Below are 24,626 nucleotides of genomic sequence, written 5' to 3'. Positions count from 1 at the left end.
ATGACCCGGGCGGTGGCCGTAGGAGGGGGCGGGCATGGGCTGGACGGTCCTCTACATCGCGTTCGGAATCGTCGCGCTGTGGCTGCTCGGCGAGGTGCTCCTGCAGTACAAGGCACGCCTCCGCTGGCGCCTGCTGGCCTTCGCGGGCTTCCTGTGCGTGGTCGTCGGCGTACTGCTGTCGTCCGTATTCGTGATCGCTGTCGGCACGATCGCGTTCGCGACCGGTCAGACGTACGTCACGCTGTCCTTCCGGCGCGGCTTCTCCACCGGCTGGGCCATAGGGGGGAGCCCCGGCGAGAGCCGTCGCCGCCGCGGCGGGAGCGGGGGGAGCGGGGGGAAGGGCCGGAACGGCAGCCGCAGGGCGGCACCCGCCCTCGAAGTGCCGGACGTGGAGACGGCCCGGGACGGGCAGGTGCAGGCCGAGCCCCCGGCCACCGCCGTCTACGATCCGGAGCCGCTGCCCGACGACACCGGTCAGTACGGTGTCTACTCCGGTCACTCCCGCGCGGCACAGGGCGGCGGCCACGACGATCAGGAACGGACGCGGGTGCAGCCGCAGTACGCCGCGTACGACGGCGGCACCGGCGACGCCGTATACCCGGCACCGGGGCAGGACTTCCCGGCCGGCCCCGACGCGTTCCCGGCCGGCCCCGACGCGTTCGCCACCGGTCAGGGCGTGTTCGCCACCGGCCACGAGGCGTTCCCGACCGGTGACCAGGGCCCGTTCTCGACCGGCCCTGACTCCCTGGGCGGCCAGAACTCCTTCGCCGGACCGTACGACTACGGGACGGACGGGCAGCAGCGGTACGCCGCGTACTCCGACCCCTACATCGGGACCAGCACCGCGGGCGGCCCCGCCCCGTACGACGGTTACGGCGATCCGTACGGTCAGCAGTACGCCGACACCCCGCCGGGCGGCGTCTGGGTGCCGCAGCAGCGCGAGGGCGAGCAGTACCCGGCCGTGCCCCCGGAGCAGCCCGCGCCGCGCCCGAACGGCTACCACAACGGCAACGGCTACGACGAGGAGCAGTACCGCTACTGAAAAGCGGGGCACCGACGCCGAGGACGGGCCCGGCGGCGGGCGCCCGGAGTCACTGGGAACCCCGGAACCCGTCCCCCTCCACGATCAGCCCCGCCACCAGGGCCCCCGACATTCCGGCGTGGGCGAGTCCGCCGCCCGGATGCGACCAGCCGCCCGCGAGGTAGAGCCCCGGCAGATCGGTGCGGTTGCCGGGGCGCAGATACGCCCCCTGTGCCCCGGCCAGTGCGGGCCCGGGCACGGAACCACCCTCGGCTCCCGTGTCGGCCGCCGTCTCGGCCGGAGTGCGCACCTCGGCGTGGAGGATCCGCTCGCGCATGCCGGGCACGACCGCTCCCGCCGCCTCGATCAGGGTGTCGGCGAACCGCGCGCGGGTCGCCGGATCCCTCCAGTCCACCGCCCCGTGCGGGGCGACCGTCGCCATCAGCGTCACCGCCTCGTGCGCGTCGTCGGGGCGGGTCGCCGGGTCGTCCGGGCGCAGCACCGTCACCGTCGGCCGGTCGGCGATCCGTCCGGCGAACACCGCCTCCTGCTCCGCCGCGCCGTCCGCCGGATGCACCACCGTCCGGTGCACGGCGTCCGAGGGCCGGGCGCCGCTCAGCGACAGCATGACCAGGAACCGGCCCGGCTCCACCGACCGCCCCCGCGCGGGCCCGGGGTGCGGTTCCCCGCCCCCGTCCGGCCACAGCTCCCGACCGGGCACCAGGCCGGGACGCGGCCGGGCCCCCAGCACCACGTGATCGGCCTGCGCGACCGTGCCGTCCACGAACTCGACGCCCGCCGCCCGGCCGTCCTTCTCCACCACCCGGACCGCTTCGTGGCCGAGGACGAACTCCACCCTCCGGGCCAGGCACCGCTCGTACACCGCCTGCGCCAGGGCCCGGATCCCGCCCTCGACGTACCAGCTGCCGAAGGTCTCCTCCATGTACGGCAGCAGTGCGGCGGCCGCCGGTGCATGGCGCGGGTCCAGGCCGTACGACAGGGCGTAGCCGTCGAGCAGGGCGGCCAGCCGGGGATCCGCCAGCTCCCACGCGCCGATCTCCGCCACCGTGCCCGCCTGCCGGGCCGGCCGCAGCAGCCTGCGCCGTTGCAGCGCGGGATACGGATCACGGCCGAGCACCTGCCGGTCGGGGCGCAGCGGCTCCTCCAGGAGCGGACGTCTCGACCGGTCCCAGGCATCCCGCGCCCGGTCGAGGAAAGCGCCCCAGGCCGCGCCCGCGCCGCCCCCCAGCGCGGCGTCCAGGGCGTCGACCACCCCGGCCCGCGAGGCGTTCGGCAGCGAGACGGCCGTACCGTCCGCGAAGACATGACGGCTCGCCGGATCGACCTGGGTCATCGTGACGCACCGCTCCAGCGGCTCCTTGCCCGTCTTCACGAACAGGTCGCGGTAGACCGCGGGCAGATGCAGCAGCGTGGGGCCGGTGTCGAAGGCGAAACCGTCGCGGGCGTACCGGCCGACCGAGCCGCCGAAGGTCTCCGACCGCTCGTACACCGTCACCCGGTGGCCTGCCACGGCGAGCCGGGCGGCCGCCGCCATCGCGCCCATCCCGGCGCCGATCACCGCAATTCGTGCCATGCCAGCGACCTTAACGGCCGCCTGTGGCAGCCGGTTCAGCGGCCTTCACGAATCCGCGGTCCGGTGTCCTTCACGGCCTCCCGCGCGACCCGGACCGGCGGTCCGTGCGTATCCGCCCCGGACAGGCGTCCCTCCTGGCGGCGCTGGGCCCTGCGGCGCAGGAACCGGCGGATGCGGGAGGCCAGGAAGATCATGGTCACCAGGCCGAGCAGCAGCAGCGTCGCGGCGATGGCCGCGGCCGCCAGCGGGTGGAACAGGGCGAAGACGAGGATCCCCGCGACGCCCAGGTCCTCGGCGACGCTCACCGCGACGTTGCTGAACGGCTCGGGGGAGGTGTTGACCGCCATCCTGGTGCCCGCCTTCACCAGATGGCTGACCAGCGCCGTGGAACCGCCGACGGCACCGGCGGCGATCTCGGGCAGCGAACCGCTCTCGCCGGCCAGCAGCGCCGCCACGACGGCCCCGGCGACCGGTCTGACGACGGTGTGCACCGAGTCCCAGACCGAGTCCACGTACGGGATCTTGTCCGCCACCGTTTCGCACAGGAACAGCACGCCGGCCACGACGAGGACGTCGGTGCGCTGCAGTGCCGCGGGTACCTCGTCAAAGAGCCCGGTCGCGCCGAAGACGCCGAGCAGCAGGACCACCGCGTAGGCGTTGATCCCGCTCGCCCAGCCGCTCGTGAACACCAGGGGGAGTACGGACACGGACGTGATCGTAACCAGACGGGTCCCGGTCCCGGGCGGGGTTCCGGGCGCGGACGTGAGTATCCGTACCTAGGCGGTGAGATGAGTAGGTGCGCGGATGGGTTCCCGCCCGCGCGGCGGAAGAGTGGAACGCACGGACAGGAGCGCGGCGCGCGGCACCGCCGACACGGGGCGGCGGAACGGGCGCGGCACTCCTTCCGGACCGGGGAGTACGGGGGAAACGAGGGGAGTACGGGGGGAACGAAGGAGAGTCCAGGGCCACGGGGGAGAACGCGGCCAGGGAGAAGGGCTCTTCGGCAGCGAGGAGGACGCCGGCCCGGCGCGGGCCCGGGATGACCGGGCCTCACCGGACCGGCGTCCTCGCGCACCGGCTGATGTCCTCGCGCACCCGCCGGGCGACGGGCGGATCAGCGCCCGCTGACCCGCCCGTGGAGCAGCAGCGACAGCGCCGAGTGCACGTCGTCGATCGACCGCTCCGGCTGGAACGCCTGCCAGTCCAGGGCCGCGACCAGCACCATGCCGACCAGGGCGGCGGCCGTCAGCGGAATGTCGATCTCCTCGCTGAGCTCACCGCGCTCCACCCCCTCGCGCAGCACCTCCTCCACCACGGCCACCGCGTCCTGACGTACCACCAGGAGGGTCGACTGCCAGGCCCGGTTGGTGCGCCACAGCTCCGCGACGTAGAGCTGGGTGAAGGCCGGGTAGCGGTCGATGAACACCAGACCCGCCCTGATCATCGCGTCCAGGGCCTCGACCCGGGTGCCGCCGCCCTGCGTCGTCCCCTCGGCCGCGGAGCGCAGCGACGCGGTGAGCAGCCCGACGCCGTGGCGCAGCAGTTCCTCGAAGAGCTCGGTCTTGCTCTTGAAGTTGTAGTAGACCGTGCCCTTGGCGACCCCGGCGCGCTCGGCGATCTCGTCCACCGTGGTCGCCGAGAAACCCTTCTCGGCGATGAGAGTCACAGCCGCCTCGTAGAGCTTTTGCCGGGTGGCTTGGCGGCGCGTGCCGCTGCTGCTTTCCATGCCCTTGATTCTCACAGGTTCCGGCGCGCTCACAGACTCAGCTCCGGATGCAGCCGGTCCAGGGTCCACACCTGCTTGCGGCGCGCGGCGAACGCGGTCAGGGCGAGCGCGCCCGCAGTGAAGGCCAGCAGCACCGCGGAGCCCTGCCAGACCGGGCCGAGCCCGCCGCCCGTGATCAGCCTGCGCAGCCCGTCGACGATGTAACTCATCGGGAGATAGGGGTGGATCGCGTTGAAGAACCCGGGGCTCGTCTGCACGGGGTACGTGCCCCCGGCCGAGGTCAGCTGGAGCATCAGCACGGCCAGCACCAGGATGCGTCCCGCTGCCCCGAACTGGGCGTTGAGCCACTGCACGATCGCGGCGAAGCAGCAGGTCACCAGCGCGAGGAAGCCGATTGTCCCGGCGGCCCTGGCCATCTCGAGACCAAGTCCCCAGTGCAGTACGGACATCAGGGCGGCGACCTGGAGCAGGCCGATCGCGGCCACCGGGAGCCAGCCCGCGAAAGCGATCCGCCAGGCGGAGGCCCCGGCGGCGAGTGCCCGCCGGTTGAGCGGCTGGATGAGCATGTACGCCACCATCGCGCCGACCCAGAGGGACAGCGGGATGAAGTAGGGGGCGAAGCCGGTGCCGTAATTGGGGGCGGCGTGCAGCGACTTGGAGGCCAGTTGCACCGGGTCTGCCATGACCTGCGAACGCGCCTCGCGGTCCTTCTCGTCGTAGTCGGGGATCATTCCGACGCCGTCGTTGAGCCCCTGGGCCAGGCTCGTCGAGCCGTCGCCGAGCCGGATCAGTCCGCTGTCCAGGTCGGTGGCGCCCTTCTTGAGGTCGCCGACGCCGGTGTCGAGGTCGGCGGAACCGGTCCTGGCCGTGGTGAGGCCGGTGTGCAGCTCGTTGGCCCCCTTGGCGACCTTGTGGGCGCCGGTGTTGAGCGCGTCGACCTTCTCCACGGCGGACTTCAGGTCCTCGTCCAGGCGCGGCGCGCTCTTGGCCAGGTCGTCGGCCTGCCGCTGCAACGTTGTCAGCTGGGATCGCAGCTTCTTCAGCTTCCCGTTCTCGTTCGTCACCAGCACGTCGACGTCGTCGGCGACCTTCGCGACATCGGCCGCGGCGGTCTTCGCGCGCTTCAGCGACGGACAGGCGGAGGCGGCGGAAGCATCGGCGGCGTCGGCGGGCTGCTGTTCCGTGCACGTGGTGCGGTAGACCTCGGCCAGGTCGTTCGAAGCGGTGCGGGCGGCGGTGGACGCGGTGGGCGCCTCCTCCACCAGCCGGTCGAGGTTGTCCCGTACGGTCTGCGCGGAGTCGGCGACCAGACGGGCGGTGTCGCCGATCGACTCGCCGTTGTCCTTCAGGAACGGGCGTACGTGGGACGCCGCTCCGTTGACCTTGTCGGCCAGTGCCTGGGTTCCGTTCGCGACCTGCCGGGAGCCGGATTCCAGGTCCCCGGCGCCCTTGTCGAGCTTGACGATCCCGCCGGCCAGGTTGCTGCTGCCGTTCTTGGCGCTCTTCAGCCCGTCGGCGAGATCCTGCGAGCCCTTCTTCGCCTTGCCGATGCCGCCCTTGAGGTCGTCGGCGCCCTCGGCGGCCTTCGCCGTCGCGTCGTGCAGGTCGGAGAAGCTGATGAAGATCCGGTCGTAGAAGGTCCGGGAGGCGTTGGTCGACGCGGCGGTACGCACCTCGGAGAAGACCGAGCGGGAGATCTGCCCGACGATGTAGTTGTTGGCGTCGTTCGTGCGCACCTGGAGCGCGCCGGTCTCGGGGGAGTCGCCCGAACTGGAGGCGATCCGCTCGCTGAAGTCCGACGGCATGGTGAGCGAGAGGTAGAACGTGCCGTTCTCCACGCCCTTGTGGGCCTCGGCGGAACTCACCTCGTGCCACTCGAAGGTCTTGGAGTCGAGGAGTTCGCCGGTGATCTCGTCACCGACCGCGACGCGCTTCCCGGCGACGGTGGCGCCCTTGTCGTTGTTGACGAGCGCGACGGGGATCTTGTCGAGGCGGCCGTACGGGTCCCAGAAGGAGCAGAGGTACAGGGCGCCGTAGAGCAGCGGCAGGAGCAGCAGCGCGATCAGCGCGGCGACCGGCAGCTTCCCCCGGCCGAAACGCCTCAGCTCAAGCGCGGCAAGTTTCGGCGAACGCATCGGCCGGTCGTCCTTCCTCGGTCGCGGGCCCGTCGGCGTAGGTCTCGTCGGTCGCGGGCCCGTCGGTGGTGGTCGTTGCGGCCGCGGTCGTCCCCGTGCTGATCGCGGCGGCCGTCGTCGTTCCCGGCGTGGTCCCGGCGGCCGGGGTCTCACCGGCCGCGGTGCTCCGCGTGTCCGCCGGTGCGACCGCGGCGTCGGTCCGTACGGTGACGGCGCCCTCGGGCGCCTGGCTGCACACGGCGAGCACGGTGGTGCCGTCGTCGGCGATGCACCGCAGCAGGTCCCAGGCCCGGACGCGCTCGGCGTCGGAGAGCTTGAGGTCGGTGTCGTCCACCGCGAGCAGCCGGGGCCGGCCGATCAGGGCGAGGGCGATGGAGAGCCGCAGTGCCTCCAGCCGTTCCAGATCCCGTACGGAGGTCCGCTCGCCCTTGGGCAGGGTGGCGGGGTCGAGCCCGGCGACCTCGAGCGCCGCTTCGATGCGTCCGCGCGCGGCGGCCACGCGCTCGGCGCGCGGGCGCAGCAGGGCACGCAGCGCCCCGTCGTAGCGGTGTCGGAGCAGAGCCTGTTCGCGCAGGTGCTCGGCGACGGTGAAGGCCGGGTCGAGTTCGTTGACCCCGGGCACCTGGCCCAGCGCGCTGATCCGGCGCACGGCGGCCATCTTGCGCGGCAGACGCAGTCCGCCGACCTGCGCCCGGCCCTCGGTGGGGCGCATGCGGCCGGTGAGCGCGAGCAGCAGGCAGGTGCGGCCGGAGCCGGACGGTCCCTCGATCGCCACCAGCGACCCCGGCCCGGCCTCGATGTCCACGCCTCGGAAGGCCCAGCCGCGCGACCCCTTGAGTCCGAGGGCCCCGGCGGTGACGGCTGCCCCGTGCGGGCTGTCCACTGGCTCTCCCTTGTTTTGAACTGACTAGTCAGTTCAAAAAGATTATCCCGGACTCGGGACCGAGGCAAAACGCGGGCGCGACCGCCCACCTCGCGGCCCTGCGCACCGCCCCCGCGGTGCTCGCCGTGAACGGATGCTGGTGCTCCAGCCGGTCCTGCCGAAGCCCCCCAAAGAGGTCGGCCCGACGCGCGATGACGGCGACGGCGGCACGAGGCAATAAGGTGGACAGCACCCGTACCACCTGCACTGTTCACGCTCCGCCGTCCACGGCGGCACCGTGCCGAGGAGTCAACTGCCGTGTCGGACCAGCTGCGCCCCCGCGCCTCCCTCCGTACCGCCGTGGTCTGGGAGGTCCTCAAGGACGCCCTCGACCACCAGGTCAAGGCGACCGGCCGGGACGCCCTGGACGTACTGGACACCGGCGGCGGCACCGGAAACTTCGCGGTGCCGGTGGCCCGCCTCGGCCACCGCGTCACCGTCGTCGACCCCAGTCCCAACGCGCTCTTCGCGCTGGAACGCCGCGCCGCCGAGGCCGGGGTCGCCGACCGCGTCCGGGGGGTCCAGGGCGACATCCACGGCCTGTTCGAGGTGGTCGAGCGCGGCGGCTTCGACACGGTCCTGTGCCACGGGGTCCTGGAGTACGTGGACGACCCCGCCGAGGGCGTCCGCAACGCCGTCGAGGCGCTCCGCCCGTCCGGCGCCCTCAGTCTGCTCGCGGCCGGGCTCGGCGGTGCCGTCCTGGCCAGGGCGCTGTCCGGTCACTTCACCGAGGCGAGGCAGGCGCTCAGCGACCCGGCGGGCCGCTGGGGCACGGGAGACCCGGTACCCCGGCGCTACACCGCCGAGCAGCTCACCGAGCTGGTCTCCGCGGCGGACGTGGAGGTCGGGGCCGTCCACGGCGTACGGGTCTTCGCCGACCTGGTGCCGGGCGTCCTGGTGGACACCGAGCCCGGCGCCATGGACGCGCTGCTCAAGCTGGAGGCGGCCGCCGCCGAGCTGCCCGCGTTCCACTCGGTGGCGACGCAGCTGCACGTCCTGGGTACGAAGCGCGCCTGAGCACCACTCGCGGACGGCCGCAAGTCGGCCGCAGGTGGTGACCCGGCCGCGGCATGGCTGATCAGGAACGCAGCCGCAGACGGAGTACGTCCCGGGACGCCCGATCGGGGGCCGGGCCCCGTATGATCGGAGCGCAGCATCCGGCATGACGGATCGCAGGTCGGGGAATCTACGCCTCAACAGCCGATCCTTCGTGGCGGCCCGGACTGGCTGTGCGACAAAGAGGGCGGGTTTCACGGGGGCGATTCCCTGCCTATCCTGGAAGGGCCGCAGACCGGCCGCCCCCCGCGGCCGACGACGAGGAGGACTCCGTGCCGCTCTCGGAGCACGAGCAGCGAATGCTCGAGCAGATGGAGCGAGCGCTGTACGCCGAAGATCCCAAGTTCGCGACAGCGCTCGAGGGAAGCGGGCTGCGTACGTACACCCGGCGACGGGTCTACCAGGCGGTCGCAGGCTTCCTTGTGGGTATCGCGCTCCTCATGGCCGGAATGGTCGCCCAGCAGATCTGGATCGGCGTGGTGGGATTCCTCGTCATGCTGGGCTGCGCGGTCCTCGCGGTCACTGGTTGGCGCAAGGCGCCCAAGCCGGGAGAGCATCCGGCGGCCGGAGCCGGCGGTACGAACCGTCGACCCAGGCAACGTCGAACGGTGATGGACCGGATCGAGCAGCGGTGGCAGCGCCGCCGCGACGAACAGGGCCACTAGGTCCCGCCTTCAACTGCCGCCTGCCGTGCGACGCCTGGCGCGCGTCACGGCCCGGAAACGCTCAGCGAGGGGCGACCGCGACATCGCGGCCGCCCCTCGTCCGTGCTCGCGCCCTGTCGGCGGGGGCGCCATCGCAGAGGACGGCACCCGGGGGCGTCATGCCCGCCGACGGGACGGCCGGTGCAGTCGGCCCGTCCACCGGATCCGGCGCAGCCTCGCCGCCCACCCCTCGCCGACCGACGCCCGGCGCTCCGACGCCGCACGGACCACCCGAGCAGCCGAGCGCGGCGCCACGACGGCGCGGACTCGCGGCCGCCAACCGGCCGACTCCCGAAGCCCGGCCCGTACCGTCTCCACGTCCCCGGCGATCCCCGTGTCGTGCCGGGGCTGCGGGGCGTAGAGAACCTGCTCCACCGCCCCAGCGACCCGGTGCACCGCGGCTGACGCCTCGGGGCCGAGCCGCCCCAGTCGTACCAGGCGGTCGGCGGCCTTGCGCGGTGTCAGGGAGTCGTCGGGTCCGATCCCGTGGTCCCACGCGGTGTCGATGACCTCCCGCCAGGCCGCCAGTGTCCTGGCCGTCGTGTCCGCCGGTGTCCGTCCGGCCGAGAAGCCCAGCCGCCGTCTGCGCACCCGGAGCCGCCAGATCAGGGGCAGCACCGGCAGCCCCAGAACCACCAGGACGATCGCGGCCAGGCCGAGAACGGTGCCCGGGGGCGTCCCCGAGTCCGTCGCAACCGCCGCGCCCGGAGCCGTCGAGCTGCCGCACTCGCCCTGCTTGCGCATCGGGGCCGGGCAGTCGTCCGCGACGGACGGTTCGGCGCTCGGGACCGCCGAGGGCCCGCTCTCCGGCACGGCGGGGGCGGACGCCTCGCTGCTCGGGGCGTCCGGCAGCGTGTAGGACGGGGCCGTGCCCCGTGTGGGGGTCGGCTCGAAACGCGTCCACCCGATGCCCTCGAAGTACAGCTCGGGCCAGGCGTGAGCGTCACGCAGCCCCACCGACATCGAACCGTCCGGCTGTGGGGTACCGGGGGTGAAGCCCACCGCGACCCGCGCCGGAATCCCCAGCGTCCGGGCCATCGCGGCCATCGTGAACGAGAAGTGGACGCAGAAACCCCGCTTGTCCTTCAGGAACCGGACGATCGCGGTGCTCCCGGTGCCGGAGTCGACCGAGGTGTCGTAGGCGAAACCGCCGGCCGAGGCGAAGAAGTCCTGCAGCTTCACCGCGCGCTCGTAGTCGTTGTCGGCGCCTTTCGCCACCTTGGCCGCGGTCTCGTGGACCACCTTCGGCAGGGACCGCGGGAGGCGGGTGTACTCCTGCCGCAGGGCGGGCGGCGCGACGCCCGCCGCGGCCAGCTGACCGGCGGTCGGCCGGACCACCAGGCTGGAGACCCGGTACTGCGCGCCGCCCGTCGTCTCGCCGCGGTCCCCGACGAGCGTCCGCCCAGCCGGTTCGTACCGCCATTTCCCGCCGACTGCGACCTCGGTCGCGGGGTAGGGGAGCGGCAGATAGGTCTGCCGGTAGGAAGGGGCGGCGGAGATGCTCGACCTGATCTCGGTGACCCTGACGTCCGGGCCGAGACCCTCCGGGGTCGGGAGCCGTTTCGGTACGTCCCGCAGCCGGCGCGTGGAGGGGCGCCACTCGCTCCCGTCGAACGTGTCCAGGGCCAGGATCCGCAGATAGAAGCCCTGTGAATCCCGGGAATCGGTGCGGTAGGAGATCACCTGCCGGTTGTCCGCCTGGGTCAGGTCGTCCTGCATCGACACCAGGGGATTCACCGCGGAGACCGTGCCGCCGCCCTTGCCGTTCCCGGACCGCGCATCGGTCAGCAGACCGCCGTCGAGCGCGGGCAGGGCCGCCGGTACCGCCAGGGAGACCCCCAGCGCCAGCACGCCGATGCGGCGCCCGGTGCGGACCGGGGCCGTCGGCCGGTCGCCGGAGAACACGCCGCCGCCCGCACCGCCCCGGGATCCGGCGCCACCGCTGAATACCCGCCCCCACTGGGAGAGCCGGTCCTGGCCCTCGGCCAGCAGGAGCAGCAGATAGCCACCGGCCGCCAGCAGGAACCGGAGCCAGTCCGCTCCGCCCTCGGACAGCCCCGCCGCGACCGAGAACAGCGCGAGGAGCGGCAGACCGGCCGGTGCCGCGCTGCGGAACGTCACGGCGAGCGCGTCCACCAGCAGACCGACCAGCAGCACGCCACCGATCAGCATCAGCCGGATGCCGTCCGTCGCCGGTGCGGGCGTGGCGTACCTCCCGACGTCCTCGGCGCCCGACACCAGCAGATGCGCCAGCCGCCGGAGTGCCTCCGGGCCCGGCAGGACACCGGCCACCGCCTGCTCCCGGGCGAACACCAGCGTCAACAGGACCAGCACGACCAGTGCCTGCGCGACGACGACCAGCGTCCGGGGCACCGGCGCCCGGCGGATCAGCGCCCCCGCCCCGCCCTGTACCGCCAGCAGGATCGCGGCGGGCAGGATCCACGCCGCCGGCTCGACCAGCGGCAGCAGCGAGCATGCCGCCAGCAGCGTCGCCGCGACGCCGCACAGCGTCAGCCGACCACGACCGCTCATGACCACCCCCCGGAGAAACCCGTCGTGCCGACGGCGGCGGGCCCGTCCGTCGCCCCCGGCCGTCCCGCCCGCCGCCAGTGCTCGGCGAGGCTGGTCCCCGGCCCCACCGCGACCGCCGTCCAGCCCGATTCGCGCAGCAGCCGCAACCGCCGCTCGAACGCCTCCCGCGCTCCCGCCGGCGGGACGTCGCCGGTCTCCCAGTCCGCGCCGTCCAGCACGAACGCCACAGCACCCGCGCTGCGCCGCCGCATCCGGGCCACCTCCGCCGCCCGCTCCTCGTCCAGAGCCCCCAGGAACGCGATGAGCAGCCCGTCGCCGTCGCGCAGCATGTCGTACGCGCGCGACAGACCGGTCCCGTCGGAGTGGCCGATCAACGCCAGAGTGTCCATCAGCAGGCTCGCGGCCTCGGCGGACTCGTGCGTCGAACCCGCGAGACCACCCGCGGCCGCACCCGGGACGGCGTTCCCGTCGTCCGTCAGCAACCGGACCGAGAAGCCCTGCTCCAGCATGTGGACCAGAGCGGACGCCGCGCCGGACACCGCCCACTCGAAGGCGGAATCCGGTCCGGCTCCCCGGTACGCGGTCCGCCGGGTGTCCAGCAGCACGGTGCACTGCGGGCGCTGCGGCTGCTCCTCGCGGCGCACCATCAGCTCCCCGTACCGCGCGGTCGAGCGCCAGTGCACCCGGCGCAGGTCGTCGCCGTGCCGGTAGCCGCGCGGAATGACGTCGTCGTCGCCGGCGAGGGCAGCCGACCGCTGCCGCCCCTCGCCGTACCCCGGGGCCCCGCCCGCCAGCCGCACCGGCGGCAGCGGCTCCGTCCGCGGTACGACGACGAGCGTGTCGTACGCGCTGAAGGGGCGGGTGAGTTCACACATGCCGAACGGGTCGCTCAGTCGCAACTGCAGCGGTCCCAGCGGGTAGCGTCCCCGCAGATCCGACCGCACCCGGTAGGACACCTCGCGCCGCCCGCCCGGCTCCACCCGGTCCAGTACGAACCGGGGCCTCGGCCCGAGCACGTAGGGCACCCGGTCCTGGAGCATCAGCAGCGCCGTCGGCAGGCGCGACACATTCTCCATCCGCAGGTGGACCCGGGCCTCCGTGCCCGCGGGGACCCGGGACGGCGCGAGCCGACGGGTGCCCGCGACCCGGTGGCGCGTGCGGACGAGCACCACCACGCTCACCAGCGGCAGGGCGGCGAGCAGCAGCCCGACCCGCAGCAGATCGGCCTGGCCCAGCACGTACGCGCAGACCATCGCGGCGACACCGGCCGCGAGGAACGACCGCCCGCGCGTGGTCAGCCCGCTCAGCGCGGCCCGCGAGCCGCCCCCGCCGTCGTCCCTGGGGCCCGGCCCCCCGTAGGCCATCACACCCGCCGCGCGCCGGACCGCGTCCGGTCGTACGCCGGACGGCCCGGCCGGCTCCCGGGCATCCGGACACCACCGTCGGCGGACGGCACCGGTGTCCGCCCGAGGATGTCCCGCACGACTTCCTCGGCGGTGCGGCGGTTCAGCTGGGCCTGTGCCGTCGGCAGCAGCCGGTGCGCGAGCACCGCGACCGCCAGCGCCTGCACGTCGTCCGGCAGGCAGTAGTCGCGGCCGGCCAGCGCCGCCGAGGCCCTCGCCGCGCGCAGCAGATGCAGGGTGGCGCGCGGCGACGCGCCGAGCCTGAGGTCGGGATGGCCGCGCGTGGCCCCGACCAGCTCCACGGCGTAGCGCCGCACGGGTTCGGCCACGTGGATGGTCCGTACCGCCTCGATCAGTTTCGCGATCTCATGGGCGTGGGCCACCGGCCGCAGATCGTCGAGCGGCGAGAGCTCGCCGTGCACGTCGAGCATCCGCAGCTCCGCCTCGGCGCTCGGGTAGCCCATCGACACCCGTGCCATGAACCGGTCGCGCTGGGCCTCGGGCAGCGGGTAGGTTCCCTCCATCTCCACCGGGTTCTGGGTGGCCACCACCATGAACGGGTCGGGCAGCTCGTACGTCTGCCCGTCGATGGTGACCTGACGCTCCTCCATCGATTCCAGCAGCGCCGACTGCGTCTTCGGCGAGGCACGGTTGATCTCGTCGCCGATCACGACCTGCGCGAAGATCGCGCCCGGCTTGAACTCGAAGTCGCGCCGCTGCTGGTCGAAGACGGACACACCGGTGATGTCCGAGGGCAGCAGGTCAGGTGTGAACTGGATGCGCCGCACCGAGCAGTCGACGGACCGGGCCAGCGCCTTGGCCAGCATCGTCTTGCCGACCCCGGGGACGTCCTCGATGAGAAGATGCCCCTGCGCCAGCAGCACGGTCAGCGAGAGCCGCACGACCTCGGGCTTTCCCTCGATCACGCTCTCCACCGACCTGCGCACCCGCTCCGTGATCGCGGTCAGATCTGTGAGGCTCGCTCGATCGTCATAGGTCGTCACCCGGCCCTCCTCGGCCCTGTCCCGCGCCCACCAGGAGCGGGGGATACCCCATTCACGGACCGAATGCGCGCGTGGCGGTCCGGCCCACCCCGAAAAACGGACACCTCACCGGAAACGTCCGGCGGGATGTCACACGCGCATTCTTGTGCCGTTACCGCTTGGTGTCACTCGCCTGTGGACAACTCGGGGCGGTATGTCGGGTTCGATGGGTTTCATCGGGATCGATGGGCGTCCGAGGTGACAGGAGGTCGTCCGGGTGGCAGGGAGACGGTCCGGTCGGCCAGGGAGGAGGCGGTTTCGGCGGTCAGGAGACGGGGAGCACCTCGCGCAGCAGACCGGTCGTCACGTCGAAGACGAAACCGCGGACGTCATCCGTGTGCAGCAGGAACGGCGAGGTGCGCACGCGCTGCATCGACTGCCGCACGTCCTGATCAGCGTCCTTGTACGCCTCCACGGCCCAGACCGGACGCTGTCCGACCTCCGCCTCCAGTTCCTGGCGGAATTCCTCCGTGATCGATTCCAGACCGCAATTCGTGTGGTGGATCAGGACGATGCTGCGGGTGCCGAGCGCCCGCTGGCTGATGGTCAGCGAACGGATGACGTCGTCGGTGACCACACCGCCCGCGTTGCGAATGGTGTGGCAGTCGCCGAGCGCGAGACCGAGCGCGTCGTGCAGGTCGAGCCGGGCGTCCATGCACGCGACCACGGCGACGCGCAGGACCGGTTTGGCGTCCATGCCCGGGTCCTCGAAACCTGCGGCGTACCGGACGTTCGCCTCGACCAGGCGGTCGGTGACCGTGCCCCCGGTGCGGTCCGGGGCGGCAGCGGGAGCGGAGGGCCCGGCGGGGGAGTGCGCGGAAGTCGACATGGCTACGACGTTATCTTCCGTGGCGGGTCGCGTCGTGCTGTGGAAGAGGACAAAGAACGCCAACGACTACTGTTGTGAGGTAACCCACAAGTCTCACAACAGTTCATTCCGCCGGGTGAACAACCAGGTGGACGAGGGGCCGGGCGACGCGTTGTCCGGCTGATTGATCGGGAATCGATCGAATGGCAGGGTGGACTAAAGTGACGGGAAGTTACGACACCCCGCACATTCCGTGGAATTCCCCCGTGTGCCGCGTACGTACGGTCCGGCCCTCTCCCGTTCGACGGTCGCCCGGCGCCCCTTCCCCGGCGCCGGACGACCTCCCCTTCCGAGCGGGCGGGGACCCGGCCGTACGTCCGCCGCGCGGGACCTGAGCCTGAGAGGGCGCATGAGCCAGACCCGACACGTCCCGGTGATGCTCCAGCGGTGCCTGGACCTGTTGGCCCCTGCTCTGGAGGCGCCTCAGCCGCAGCATCCCGTGGTCGTCGACTGCACCCTCGGCCTCGGCGGGCACAGCGAGGCGCTGCTCTCCGCCTTCCCCTCGGCACGGCTGATCGCCCTCGACCGGGACAAGGAGGCGCTGCGGCTCTCCGGCGAGCGGCTCGCCCCGTACGGCGACCGGGCCACCCTGGTGCACGCGGTCTACGACGAACTGCCCGAGGTGCTCGCCAGGCTCGGCGTCCCGAAGGTCCAGGGCGTCCTGTTCGACCTCGGCGTCTCCTCCATGCAGCTGGACGAGGCCGACCGCGGCTTCGCCTACGCCCAGGACGCGCCGCTCGACATGCGCATGGACCAGACGACGGGGATCGGCGCCGCCGAGGTCCTCAACACCTACCCGCCGGGCGAACTGGTCCGGATCCTTCGCGCGTACGGCGAGGAGAAGCAGGCCAAGCGGATCGTCTCGGCGATCGTGCGCGAGCGCGAGAAGGAGCCGTTCAGCAACAGCGCCCGGCTTGTCGAGCTGATCCGTGACGCACTGCCGCAGGCCGCCAAGCGCACCGGGGGCAACCCCGCCAAGCGCACGTTCCAGGCGCTGCGCATCGAGGTCAACGGTGAGCTGGCCGTCCTGGAGCGGGCCATCCCGGCAGCGGTGCGGAGCCTCGCGGTCGGCGGACGCATCGCCGTCCTCTCGTACCACTCGCTGGAGGACCGGCTGGTCAAGCAGGTCTTCGCGGCGGGCGCCGCCACCACGGCACCGCCCGGTCTGCCCGTCGTGCCGGAGCGCTACCAGCCCCGGCTGAAGCTCCTGACGCGCGGCGCCGAACTGCCCACGGAGGAGGAGGTCGCCGAGAACCGCCGCGCCGCCCCGGCCCGGCTGCGCGGCGCCGAGCGGATCCGCGAGGACGAGCGATGAGCGCCGGGCGCCCGGGGGCCCGGACATCGGCGACGACCGGGGCGGCACGGTGAGCGGACCGGCCCGGCAGATGAAAGGGCGGGCCGCGCGGCTCGCCCGGCTGATGCCGTCCGGGCCCAGCACAGCGGCCCGCACTCCCTTCGTCCTGCTCGTCGTCCTGCTCCTCAGCGGTGGCCTGATCGCGCTCCTGATGCTCAACTCGGCCATCAACGAAGGATCGTTCAGGCTGAGCGAGCTGAAGAAGCGGACCACCGAGCTGACCGACGAGGAGCAGGCCCTCCAGCACGACGTCGACGGCCTCTCCAGGCCGGACGCGCTGGAGCGGCGGGCCCGCGAACTGGGCATGGTGCCCGGCGGCAGTCCCGCCTTCCTCGGCCCGGACGGCAAGGTGCGGGGCCTGCCCGACGAGGCCACCGCCGAACCGATCCCCGAGCCGCCGCGCAAGCCCGTCGTCACCACTTCCGCGACAGCGCCGGCGGCCGGCCGGGCACCGGCCTCGCCCGCCCCCTCGGCGACGGCCGTTCCCACGGGCGTCACCCCCATGGGCGCCACACCGAATCCGTCCACCGGGCCGCGCACCCCGGCGGGCCAGCCTCCGACGAGCCCCGGCAGGTGACGCAGTGCCGCCCAAGGAACCACCGCGCCGCCGGGTCCCCGGCCCCGCACGTCCGCGCGGCGCCGCCGGGGACCGGCGCCGCCCCCGGCCCGCCACCCGCAGGTCCGCGCCCCCCGCGCCCCGCTCCCGCGCGCCCCGCAACCGGCCCGCGGGCCCCCTGCGGCTCGGCAGCCCGCGCCCCCGCCTCCGCCTGGTCGGTGTCGCCCTGACGCTCGTCATGCTGGTGTTCGTGGTCCGGCTCCTCCAGGTCCAGGCCGTCGACGCCAGCGCGTACGCGGCCAAGGCCGAGGTGAACCGCTACTTCAAGCACACCGTCGCCGCCGAACGCGGCCAGATCACCGACCGCCGCGGCGTCGCCCTTGCCACCAGCGTCGACGCGTACGACATCACCGCCGATCCGTCGATGTTCACGCCCGAGTTCAGCAAGGTTCCCGACGCGCCCCGGCAGGCGGCCGAGCTCCTGGCCCCGATCCTCGGCGCCGACGCCGCCGAGCTGACCGCCAAGCTGACCGGGAAGGGCCGCTACGCCGTCCTGGCCCGTCGGCAGACCCCGCAGGTCTGGAACCAGATCAGGGACCTCAAGTCCGTCTTCGCCGAGAAGGCGGCCAAGGACAAGGCGGCCGGCGGCCCCGGGGGCAACGTGCTGGCGGGCGTCTTCCAGGAGGCGACCACCAAGCGGGTCTACCCCAACGGCGGTCTCGCCGCCGGGATACTGGGCTACGTCAATGCCGAGGGCAAGGGCGCGGGCGGCCTCGAAGCCCAGCTCAACGAGCAGCTCGCGGGCGAGGACGGCACGATCAGCTACGCCCAGTCCGGCGGCCGTCGGGTCCCCACCGCGGGCACCAAGGAGGTCCCGGCCGTCCCCGGCTCCGACATCGAGCTGACCATCGACCGCGACATCCAGTGGGCCGCCCAGCAGGCCATCACCGCCCAGGTGAAGAAGTCCAAGGCCGACCGCGGCTACGTCGTCGTGCAGAACACCAGGACCGGCGAGGTCCTCGCGATGGCCAACGCCCCCGGCTTCGACCCCAACGACCTCTCGAAGGCCGACGCGGCGTCCCTGGGGAACGCGGCGCTCCAGGACGCCTACGAACCCGGCTCCACCAGCAAGGTCATGTCCATGGCGGCCGTGCTGGAGGAGGGCGTCGCCACCCCCGGCACCCACGTCACCGTCCCCAACCGGCTGCACCGCGGCGACCGGCTCTTCAAGGACGACATCGACCACCCCACCTGGTACCTGACGCTCAACGGCGTGCTCGCCAAGTCCAGCAACATCGGCACCATCCTGGCCACCGGCGAACTCGGCGAGACGCAGGCCGAGGCCAACCGGGTCCTCTACTCCTACCTCCGCAAGTTCGGGATCGGCTCGCCGACCGGACTCGGCTACCCGGGCGAGACCCCCGGCATCCTCGCCGAGCCCGGGGACTGGTCGACCTCGCAGCAGTACACGATCCCGTTCGGCCAGGGCCTCTCGGTCAACGCGATGCAGGCCGCCTCCATCTACTCGACGATTGCGAACGGCGGCGTCCGCATCGCCCCGACGCTGGTACGCGGCGCCAAGGGCCCCGACGGGCGCTTCGAACCGGCACCCGCGCCGAAGGAGACCCGGGTGGTCAGCGACAAGACCGCCAAGACGCTCGCCACCATGCTGGAGTCGGTGGTCGGCGACGAGGAGGGCACCGGGACGAAGGCGAAGATCCCCGGCTACCGGGTGGCGGGCAAGACCGGTACGGCCAACCGGGTCGATCCCGTACGCGGCGGCTACCGCGGATACACCGCGTCCTTCGCGGGCTTCGCACCGGCCGACGCCCCGCAGATCACCGTCTACTGCGCGATCCAGAACCCGACCAAGGGCAGCTACTTCGGTGGCCAGATCTGCGGGCCGATCTACAAGGAGGTCATGGAGTTCGCGCTGAAGACCCTCCAGACCCCACCGTCCGGCAAGCCGCCGGCCAGGCTGCCGGTGTCCTTCGATCCCGGCGAGTGAACACGGGGGACCGATCAGTGACGACCATCACGCCCGATCCCGGGAACCGGAACGGGAACCACCGGGACCCCGGCCCCTCACTTCGCGAGAGGCCGGGTGAGCCCGGTACGCTCACCGCCGTGCCCCACGCTGATCAGTTCCAAACCACCCAGAAGGCCGCTCCCGTGAACCAGCCGGGAGCGCCCCGCCCGGATCGGCTCAGGCCGACGCCGCTCCGCGAGCTGGCAGCCCGGCTGGGAGTCGAGCCGCCGGGGACCGCCGAGGTCACCGGAATCACCCATGACTCCCGGGCGGTGAGACCCGGTGACGTCTACGCGGCCCTGCCGGGCGCCCGCTTCCACGGTGCCGACTTCGCCGCCCAGGCGGCCGGCCTCGGCGCCGCGGCGGTCCTCACCGACCCGGCCGGCGCCGAGCGCGCCGCCGCCACCGGACTGCCGGTCCTGGTCACCGAGGACCCGCGCGCCCGTATGGGCGAACTCGCCGCAGAGATCTACGGACGGCCCGGCGACGGCCTCCTGCGGATCGGCATCACCGGAACCTCCGGCAAGACCACCACCGCGTACCTCGTCGAGGGCGGCCTGCGCGCCGCCGGGCGGGCCACCGGGCTGATCGGCACGGTGGAGACGCGCATCGGCGACGAACGCATCAAGTCCGAGCGCACCACCCCCGAGGCCACCGACCTCCAGGCCCTGCTCGCCGTGATGCGCGAACGCGGTGTCGACGCGGTGACCATGGAGGTCTCCAGCCACGCGCTGGTGCTCGGCCGGGTCGACGGATGCGTCTTCGACGTCGCGGTCTTCAACAACCTCAGCCCGGAGCACATGGAGTTCCACTCCGGGATGGAGGACTACTTCCAGGCCAAGGCGCAGCTCTTCACCCCGCGCCGCAGTCGGCAGGGCGTCGTCAACTTCGACGACGCCTACGGCCGCAGGCTCCTCGCCGAGGCATCGGTCCCGGTCGTCACCTTCTCCGCCGAGGGCCATCCGGACGCCGACTGGCGCGCCGAGGGCGTGGAGGTCGGGCCCCTGGGCTCCACGTTCACCGTCGTCGGCCCCAAGGGCGAGCGGATCGCCGCCAGGGCCCCGCTGCCCGGCCCGTTCAACGTGGCCAACTCCCTCGCCGCCGTCGTCACGCTCGCCGTCGCGGGCCTCGACCCGCAGACCGTCGCCGACGGCGTCGCCGCCGTCCCGGGCGTCCCCGGGCGGCTGGAACGCGTCGACGCCGGGCAGGACTACCTCGCCGTCGTCGACTACGCGCACAAGACCGACGCCGTCGAGTCCGTGCTCCGTTCGCTCCGCAAGGTCACCCGGGGCAGGCTGCACATCGTCCTCGGCTGCGGCGGCGACCGCGACACCACCAAACGCGGCCCGATGGGCGCAGCCGCGGCCCGGCTCGCCGACACCGCCGTACTGACCTCCGACAACCCCCGTTCCGAGGACCCCCTCAAAATCCTCGCCGCCATGCTCGCGGGCGCCGCCGAGGTGCCCGTCCACGAGCGGGGCGACGTCCTGGTCGACGCCGACCGGGCCGCCGCCATCGCCGCCGCGGTCGCCCGTGCCGAGCCCGGTGACACCGTGCTGGTCGCCGGCAAGGGCCACGAGCAGGGGCAGGACATCCACGGCGTGATACGCCCCTTCGACGACCGCGTGGTCCTGCGCGCGGCCATCGAACGCTCCCTGGGGCACGACGGCACCCCCGGTACCGACGACCGCGCCCACACCCACGAGAACAACAGTCAGGGATGACCAAGTGATCGCCCTTTCCCTCGCCGAGATCGCCGAAATCGTCGGCGGGCAGCCACACGACATACCCGATCCGGCAGCAGTCGTCGGCGGGCCCGTCGTCATCGACTCCCGACAGGTGGAGCAGGGCAGCCTGTTCGCAGCCTTCGCCGGAGAGCGGGTCGACGGCCACGACTACGCGCAGCGCGCCGTCGAGGCGGGCGCGGCAGCCGTGCTGGCCGCCCGCCCCGTCGGTGTTCCGGCGATCGTCGTCGACGACGTCGTGGCCGCGCTCGGCGCGCTCGCCCGCGCCGTCGTCGGCCGCCTCGGCACCACCGTCGTCGCCCTCACCGGCTCCGCGGGCAAGACCTCCACCAAGGACCTCATCGCCCAACTCCTCGAACGCAAGGGCCCCACCGTCTACCCGGCGGGCAACCTCAACAACGAGATCGGCCTGCCGCTCACCGCGCTGCGCGCCACCGAGGAGACCCGGCACCTCGTCCTGGAGATGGGCGCGCGCTACATCGGCGACATCCGCTATCTCACCGGTCTCGTCCCGCCCCGCATCGGCCTCGTCCTCAACGTCGGCACCGCCCACATCGGCGAGTTCGGCGGCCGGGAGCAGATCGCCCGGGCCAAGGGCGAGATGGTCGAGTCCCTGCCCGAGGACGGCGTCGCCGTGCTCAACGCCGACGACCCGTTCGTCCGCGCCATGACCGCCCGCACGAAGGCACGGGTGCTGCTCTTCGGCGAGGCCGCGGAAGCGGACGTACGGGGCGAGAACGTACGTCTCACCGACGACGGCCGCCCCGCTTTCACGCTCCACACACCCACCGGGTGCAGCGATGTGACGATGCGCCTGTACGGTGAGCACCACGTGTCGAACGCGCTCGCCGCGGCCGCCGTCGCCCATGAGCTGGGCCTGTCCGCAGACGAGATCGCCGAAGGGCTGTCCGAGGCGGGCACCCTCTCCCGCTGGCGCATGGAGGTCACCGAGCGTCCGGACGGCGTGACGATCGTCAACGACGCCTACAACGCGAACCCCGAATCCATGAAGGCAGCGCTGCGCGCACTGGCCGCCATGGGGAGGGGCCGCCGTACGTGGGCGGTGCTCGGCCCCATGGCCGAGCTGGGCGACGCCTCGCTCGCCGAGCACGACGCGGTCGGACGGCTCGCCGTCCGACTCAACGTCAGCAAGCTCGTCGCGGTGGGGGGCAAAGAGGCCTCCTGGCTGCAACTGGGCGCATACAACGAGGGTTCGTGGGGTGAGGAGTCGGTGCACGTGTCCGACGCACAGGCTGCGGTCGACCTGTTGCGCAGTGAACTGCGCCCGGGAGACGTCGTGCTGGTGAAGGCGTCCCGGTCGGTCGGCTTGGAGCAGGTCGCCATGGCACTGCTGGAGAACGCGTCCGAGGGCGAGGTCGCCGGCCGATGAGGCAGATCCTGTTCGCGGGGGCCATCGGGCTCTTCCTGACCCTGGTCGGAACTCCGCTGCTCATCAAGCTGCTGGCCCGCAAGGGATACGGCCAGTTCATCCGGGACGACGGCCCGCGCACCCACGGGTCCAAGAAGGGCACCCCCACCATGGGTGGGATCGCCTTCATCCTGGCCACGATCATCGCGTACTTCCTGACGAAGGTGATCACCGGCGAGCCGATGACCTTCTCCGGCGTGCTGGTGCTCTTCCTGATGGCCGGCATGGGCCTCGTCGGTTTCCTCGACGACTACATCAAGATCGTCAAGCAGCGTTCGCTGGGTCTGCGGGCCAAGGCGAAGATGGCGGGCCAGCTGATCGTCGGTGTCGCCTTCGCGGTGCTCTCGCTCCAGTTCGCCGACGCCCGCGGCAACACCCCGGCCTCCATGAAGCTGTCGTTCGTCACAGACTTCGGCTGGTCGATCGGCCCGGTGCTGTTCGTCGTCTGGGCCCTGTTCATGATCCTCGCCATGTCCAACGGCGTGAACCTCACGGACGGCCTCGACGGTCTGGCCACCGGCGCGTCCGTGATGGTCTTCGGCGCGTACACCTTCATCGGGCTGTGGCAGTTCCAGGAGTCCTGCGCCAACGCGGAGGCCCTGACCAACCCCCACGCCTGTTTCCAGGTACGCGATCCGCTCGACCTCGCCGTCGTCGCCTCCGCGCTGATGGGCGCCTGCTTCGGCTTCCTGTGGTGGAACACCTCGCCCGCCAAGATCTTCATGGGCGACACCGGCTCGCTCGCCCTCGGCGGCGCACTGTCCGGCCTGGCGATCTGCTCCCGCACGGAGTTCCTGCTGGCCGTCCTCGGCGGTCTCTTCGTGATGATCACCATGTCCGTGGTCATCCAGGTCGGTTCCTTCAAGATGACCGGCAAGCGGGTCTTCCGGATGGCGCCGCTCCAGCACCACTTCGAACTCAAGGGGTGGTCCGAGGTCCTTGTGGTGGTCCGCTTCTGGATCATCCAGGGCATGTGCGTGATCGTCGGCCTCGGACTCTTCTACGCGGGATGGGCAGCCGAGAAGTGAGCACAGTGGACTGGCAGGGCAAGCGCGTCACCGTCGCCGGACTGGGGGTCTCCGGAATTCCGGCGGCCCGGGCGCTGCACGGCCTCGGCGCCGTCGTCACGGTCGTCGACGACGGGGACGACGAGCGTTCCCGCGCGCAGGCCGCCGAACTGGAATCCTGGGCAGCGGCGCGAAGCGCCTCGGTCAAGGGTGGCGGTGGGCGACGGGTGGGCGCAATCACCGTCCGTCTCGGCGACGGGGCGACCCTGCCCGAGTCCACCGAGCTCGTCGTCACCGCCCCCGGCTGGAGGCCCGACAAGCCGCTGTTCGCCGCGGCCGCCGAGGCGGGCGTCCCGGTCTGGGGCGATGTCGAACTCGCCTGGCGGCTGCGCGGCCCCGGCGCGGCGCCCTGGCTCGCGGTCACCGGTACGAACGGCAAGACCACGACCGTGCGGATGCTCGCCTCCATCCTGGAGGCGGCCGGGCTGCGCACCGCGGCCGTCGGCAACATCGGTGTCTCCCTCCTCGACGCCGTCCTCGGCGACGAGGAGTACGACGTGCTCGCCGTCGAACTGTCCAGCTACCAGCTGCACTGGGCGCCGTCGCTGCGCGCCCACTGCGCGGCGGTCCTCAACCTGGCCCCCGACCACCTCGACTGGCACGGCTCCATGGAGGCGTACGCCGCCGACAAGGGCCGGATCTACCAGGGCAACCGCGTCGCCTGCGTCTACAACGTGGCTCAGAAGGCGACCGAGGACCTGGTCCGAGAGGCGGACGTCGAGGAGGGCTGCCGCGCCATCGGTTTCACGCTGGGCACGCCGGGCCCCTCCCAGCTGGGCGTCGTGGACGGCATCCTCGTCGACCGGGCCTTCGTGAAGAACCGGCACGAGCAGGCCCAGGAGCTCGCCGAGGTCTGCGACGTCGTCCCGGCCGCGCCGCACAACATCGCCAACGCCCTGGCGGCGGCGGCCCTGGCCCGCGCCTTCGGCGTCGAGCCCGCGGCGGTACGGGACGGCCTGCGGGCCTTCCGCCCCGACCCGCACCGCATCGAGCACGTCGCGGACGTCGCCGAGGTCGCCTACGTCGACGACTCCAAGGCCACCAACACCCATGCCGCCGAGGCATCCCTCGCCGCCTACGACCCGATCGTGTGGATCGCCGGCGGCCTCGCCAAGGGCGCCGCCTTCGACGAACTGGTGACGGGGGCCGCCGGGCGGCTGCGCGGCGTGGTGTTGATGGGCCGGGACCGGGCGCTGATCCGCGAAGCCCTCGCGCGACACGCCCCCGAGGTGCCGGTGGTCGACCTCGACCGGACCGACACTGGGGCGATGTCCGAGGCGGTCCGCGAGGCGGCCCGGCTCGCCCGGCCGGGGGACACCGTCCTGCTGGCCCCGGCCTGTGCCTCGATGGACATGTTCGTCAACTACAACAAACGGGGCGAGGCGTTCGCGGACGCGGTCCGCGCGCTCGCAGCCGAGAGCGACTGACGGGGCCGGCCTCCG

The 24,626-nt window shown here is 72.6% G+C and carries 19 protein-coding genes; 10 read left to right on the top strand and 9 right to left on the bottom strand.

The genetic code is table 11. The annotated features are described in order from the left end of the window. Positions 1-34 precede the first annotated feature (34 nt). A complete protein-coding gene (locus ACGF2V_RS06965) occupies positions 35-1,042 on the top strand; it encodes a hypothetical protein (protein ID WP_362703902.1) in 1,008 nt (335 codons plus the stop codon). Between the two features lie 49 nt (positions 1,043-1,091). On the opposite strand, the gene ACGF2V_RS06960 is transcribed toward ACGF2V_RS06965, so the two are convergent. From ACGF2V_RS06960 to ACGF2V_RS06940, 5 genes are all read right to left on the bottom strand, one after another. Continuing rightward, entirely contained in the window at positions 1,092-2,615 is a 1,524-nt protein-coding gene (locus tag ACGF2V_RS06960; RefSeq protein WP_362703899.1) for an NAD(P)/FAD-dependent oxidoreductase, read from the bottom strand. Between the two features lie 35 nt (positions 2,616-2,650). Continuing rightward, entirely contained in the window at positions 2,651-3,322 is a 672-nt protein-coding gene (locus tag ACGF2V_RS06955; RefSeq protein ID WP_362703896.1) for a DUF4126 domain-containing protein, read from the bottom strand. A gap of 407 nt (positions 3,323-3,729) precedes the next feature. Next, entirely contained in the window at positions 3,730-4,341 is a 612-nt protein-coding gene (locus tag ACGF2V_RS06950; RefSeq protein WP_362626782.1) for a TetR/AcrR family transcriptional regulator, read from the bottom strand. Between the two features lie 29 nt (positions 4,342-4,370). After that, positions 4,371-6,476, bottom strand: coding sequence for a YhgE/Pip domain-containing protein (locus ACGF2V_RS06945; RefSeq protein ID WP_362626785.1), 2,106 nt, complete (start codon positions 6,474-6,476; stop codon positions 4,371-4,373). After that, entirely contained in the window at positions 6,448-7,359 is a 912-nt protein-coding gene (locus tag ACGF2V_RS06940; protein ID WP_362703893.1) for an ATP-binding cassette domain-containing protein, read from the bottom strand. The genes ACGF2V_RS06945 and ACGF2V_RS06940 overlap by 29 nt, the downstream gene beginning before the upstream one ends. 297 nt (positions 7,360-7,656) lie before the next feature. Here ACGF2V_RS06940 and ACGF2V_RS06935 point away from each other — a divergent pair, with 297 nt between their 5' ends. After that, on the top strand, positions 7,657-8,415 hold the full coding sequence (locus ACGF2V_RS06935; protein ID WP_362626789.1) for a methyltransferase: 759 nt from the start codon (positions 7,657-7,659) through the stop codon (positions 8,413-8,415). A 311-nt stretch (positions 8,416-8,726) separates the two neighbouring features. Continuing rightward, positions 8,727-9,119 (top strand): DUF3040 domain-containing protein, encoded by a 393-nt coding sequence (locus ACGF2V_RS06930; protein WP_362626792.1) that lies wholly within the window; start codon positions 8,727-8,729, stop codon positions 9,117-9,119. A gap of 156 nt (positions 9,120-9,275) precedes the next feature. On the opposite strand, the gene ACGF2V_RS06925 is transcribed toward ACGF2V_RS06930, so the two are convergent. From ACGF2V_RS06925 to ACGF2V_RS06910, 4 genes are all read right to left on the bottom strand, one after another. Then, entirely contained in the window at positions 9,276-11,690 is a 2,415-nt protein-coding gene (locus tag ACGF2V_RS06925) for a DUF3488 and transglutaminase-like domain-containing protein (RefSeq protein WP_362703890.1), read from the bottom strand. Continuing rightward, a complete protein-coding gene (locus tag ACGF2V_RS06920) occupies positions 11,687-13,054 on the bottom strand; it encodes a DUF58 domain-containing protein (protein WP_362626798.1) in 1,368 nt (455 codons plus the stop codon). The genes ACGF2V_RS06925 and ACGF2V_RS06920 overlap by 4 nt, the downstream gene beginning before the upstream one ends. Further along, positions 13,054-14,097: an AAA family ATPase gene (locus ACGF2V_RS06915; protein ID WP_362626801.1), complete on the bottom strand. Its 1,044-nt coding sequence runs from the start codon at positions 14,095-14,097 to the stop codon at positions 13,054-13,056. Before ACGF2V_RS06915 ends, ACGF2V_RS06920 begins: the two co-directional genes overlap by 1 nt. A 304-nt stretch (positions 14,098-14,401) precedes the next feature. Continuing rightward, entirely contained in the window at positions 14,402-14,965 is a 564-nt protein-coding gene (locus ACGF2V_RS06910) for a carbonic anhydrase (protein WP_362626804.1), read from the bottom strand. 388 nt (positions 14,966-15,353) lie between these two features. Between ACGF2V_RS06910 and rsmH the strand changes: the two genes are divergently transcribed. Genes rsmH through murD form a run of 7 tightly spaced genes read left to right on the top strand, consistent with a single transcriptional unit; the run spans position 15,354 to position 24,611 of the window. After that, the gene (gene rsmH / locus ACGF2V_RS06905) at positions 15,354-16,319 is read left to right on the top strand and encodes a 16S rRNA (cytosine(1402)-N(4))-methyltransferase RsmH (RefSeq protein WP_362626807.1); all 966 of its coding nucleotides are present in this window, start codon (positions 15,354-15,356) and stop codon (positions 16,317-16,319) included. 49 nt (positions 16,320-16,368) lie between these two features. Beyond that, positions 16,369-16,935, top strand: a complete 567-nt coding sequence (locus ACGF2V_RS06900; protein ID WP_362626810.1) for a septum formation initiator — start codon at positions 16,369-16,371, stop codon at positions 16,933-16,935. 4 nt (positions 16,936-16,939) lie between these two features. Next, entirely contained in the window at positions 16,940-18,922 is a 1,983-nt protein-coding gene (locus ACGF2V_RS06895) for a penicillin-binding protein 2 (protein ID WP_362626813.1), read from the top strand. A 17-nt stretch (positions 18,923-18,939) separates the two neighbouring features. Then, on the top strand, positions 18,940-20,667 hold the full coding sequence (locus tag ACGF2V_RS06890; RefSeq protein ID WP_362626816.1) for a UDP-N-acetylmuramoyl-L-alanyl-D-glutamate--2,6-diaminopimelate ligase: 1,728 nt from the start codon (positions 18,940-18,942) through the stop codon (positions 20,665-20,667). Between the two features lie 4 nt (positions 20,668-20,671). Further along, positions 20,672-22,078 (top strand): UDP-N-acetylmuramoyl-tripeptide--D-alanyl-D-alanine ligase, encoded by a 1,407-nt coding sequence (gene murF / locus ACGF2V_RS06885; protein ID WP_362626819.1) that lies wholly within the window; start codon positions 20,672-20,674, stop codon positions 22,076-22,078. Further along, a complete protein-coding gene (gene mraY, locus ACGF2V_RS06880) occupies positions 22,075-23,145 on the top strand; it encodes a phospho-N-acetylmuramoyl-pentapeptide-transferase (RefSeq protein WP_362626822.1) in 1,071 nt (356 codons plus the stop codon). Before murF ends, mraY begins: the two co-directional genes overlap by 4 nt. Beyond that, the gene (gene murD, locus ACGF2V_RS06875; RefSeq protein WP_362626825.1) at positions 23,142-24,611 is read left to right on the top strand and encodes a UDP-N-acetylmuramoyl-L-alanine--D-glutamate ligase; all 1,470 of its coding nucleotides are present in this window, start codon (positions 23,142-23,144) and stop codon (positions 24,609-24,611) included. Before mraY ends, murD begins: the two co-directional genes overlap by 4 nt. Positions 24,612-24,626: the final 15 nt, after the last annotated feature.

Source organism: Streptomyces sp. NPDC047982 (assembly GCF_043204165.1).
In the GTDB taxonomy this organism is placed as follows: Bacteria; Actinomycetota; Actinomycetes; order Streptomycetales; family Streptomycetaceae; genus Streptomyces.
Note: the sequence above shows the minus strand (reverse complement) of the source record. Positions and strands in the feature narration are given on the sequence as shown.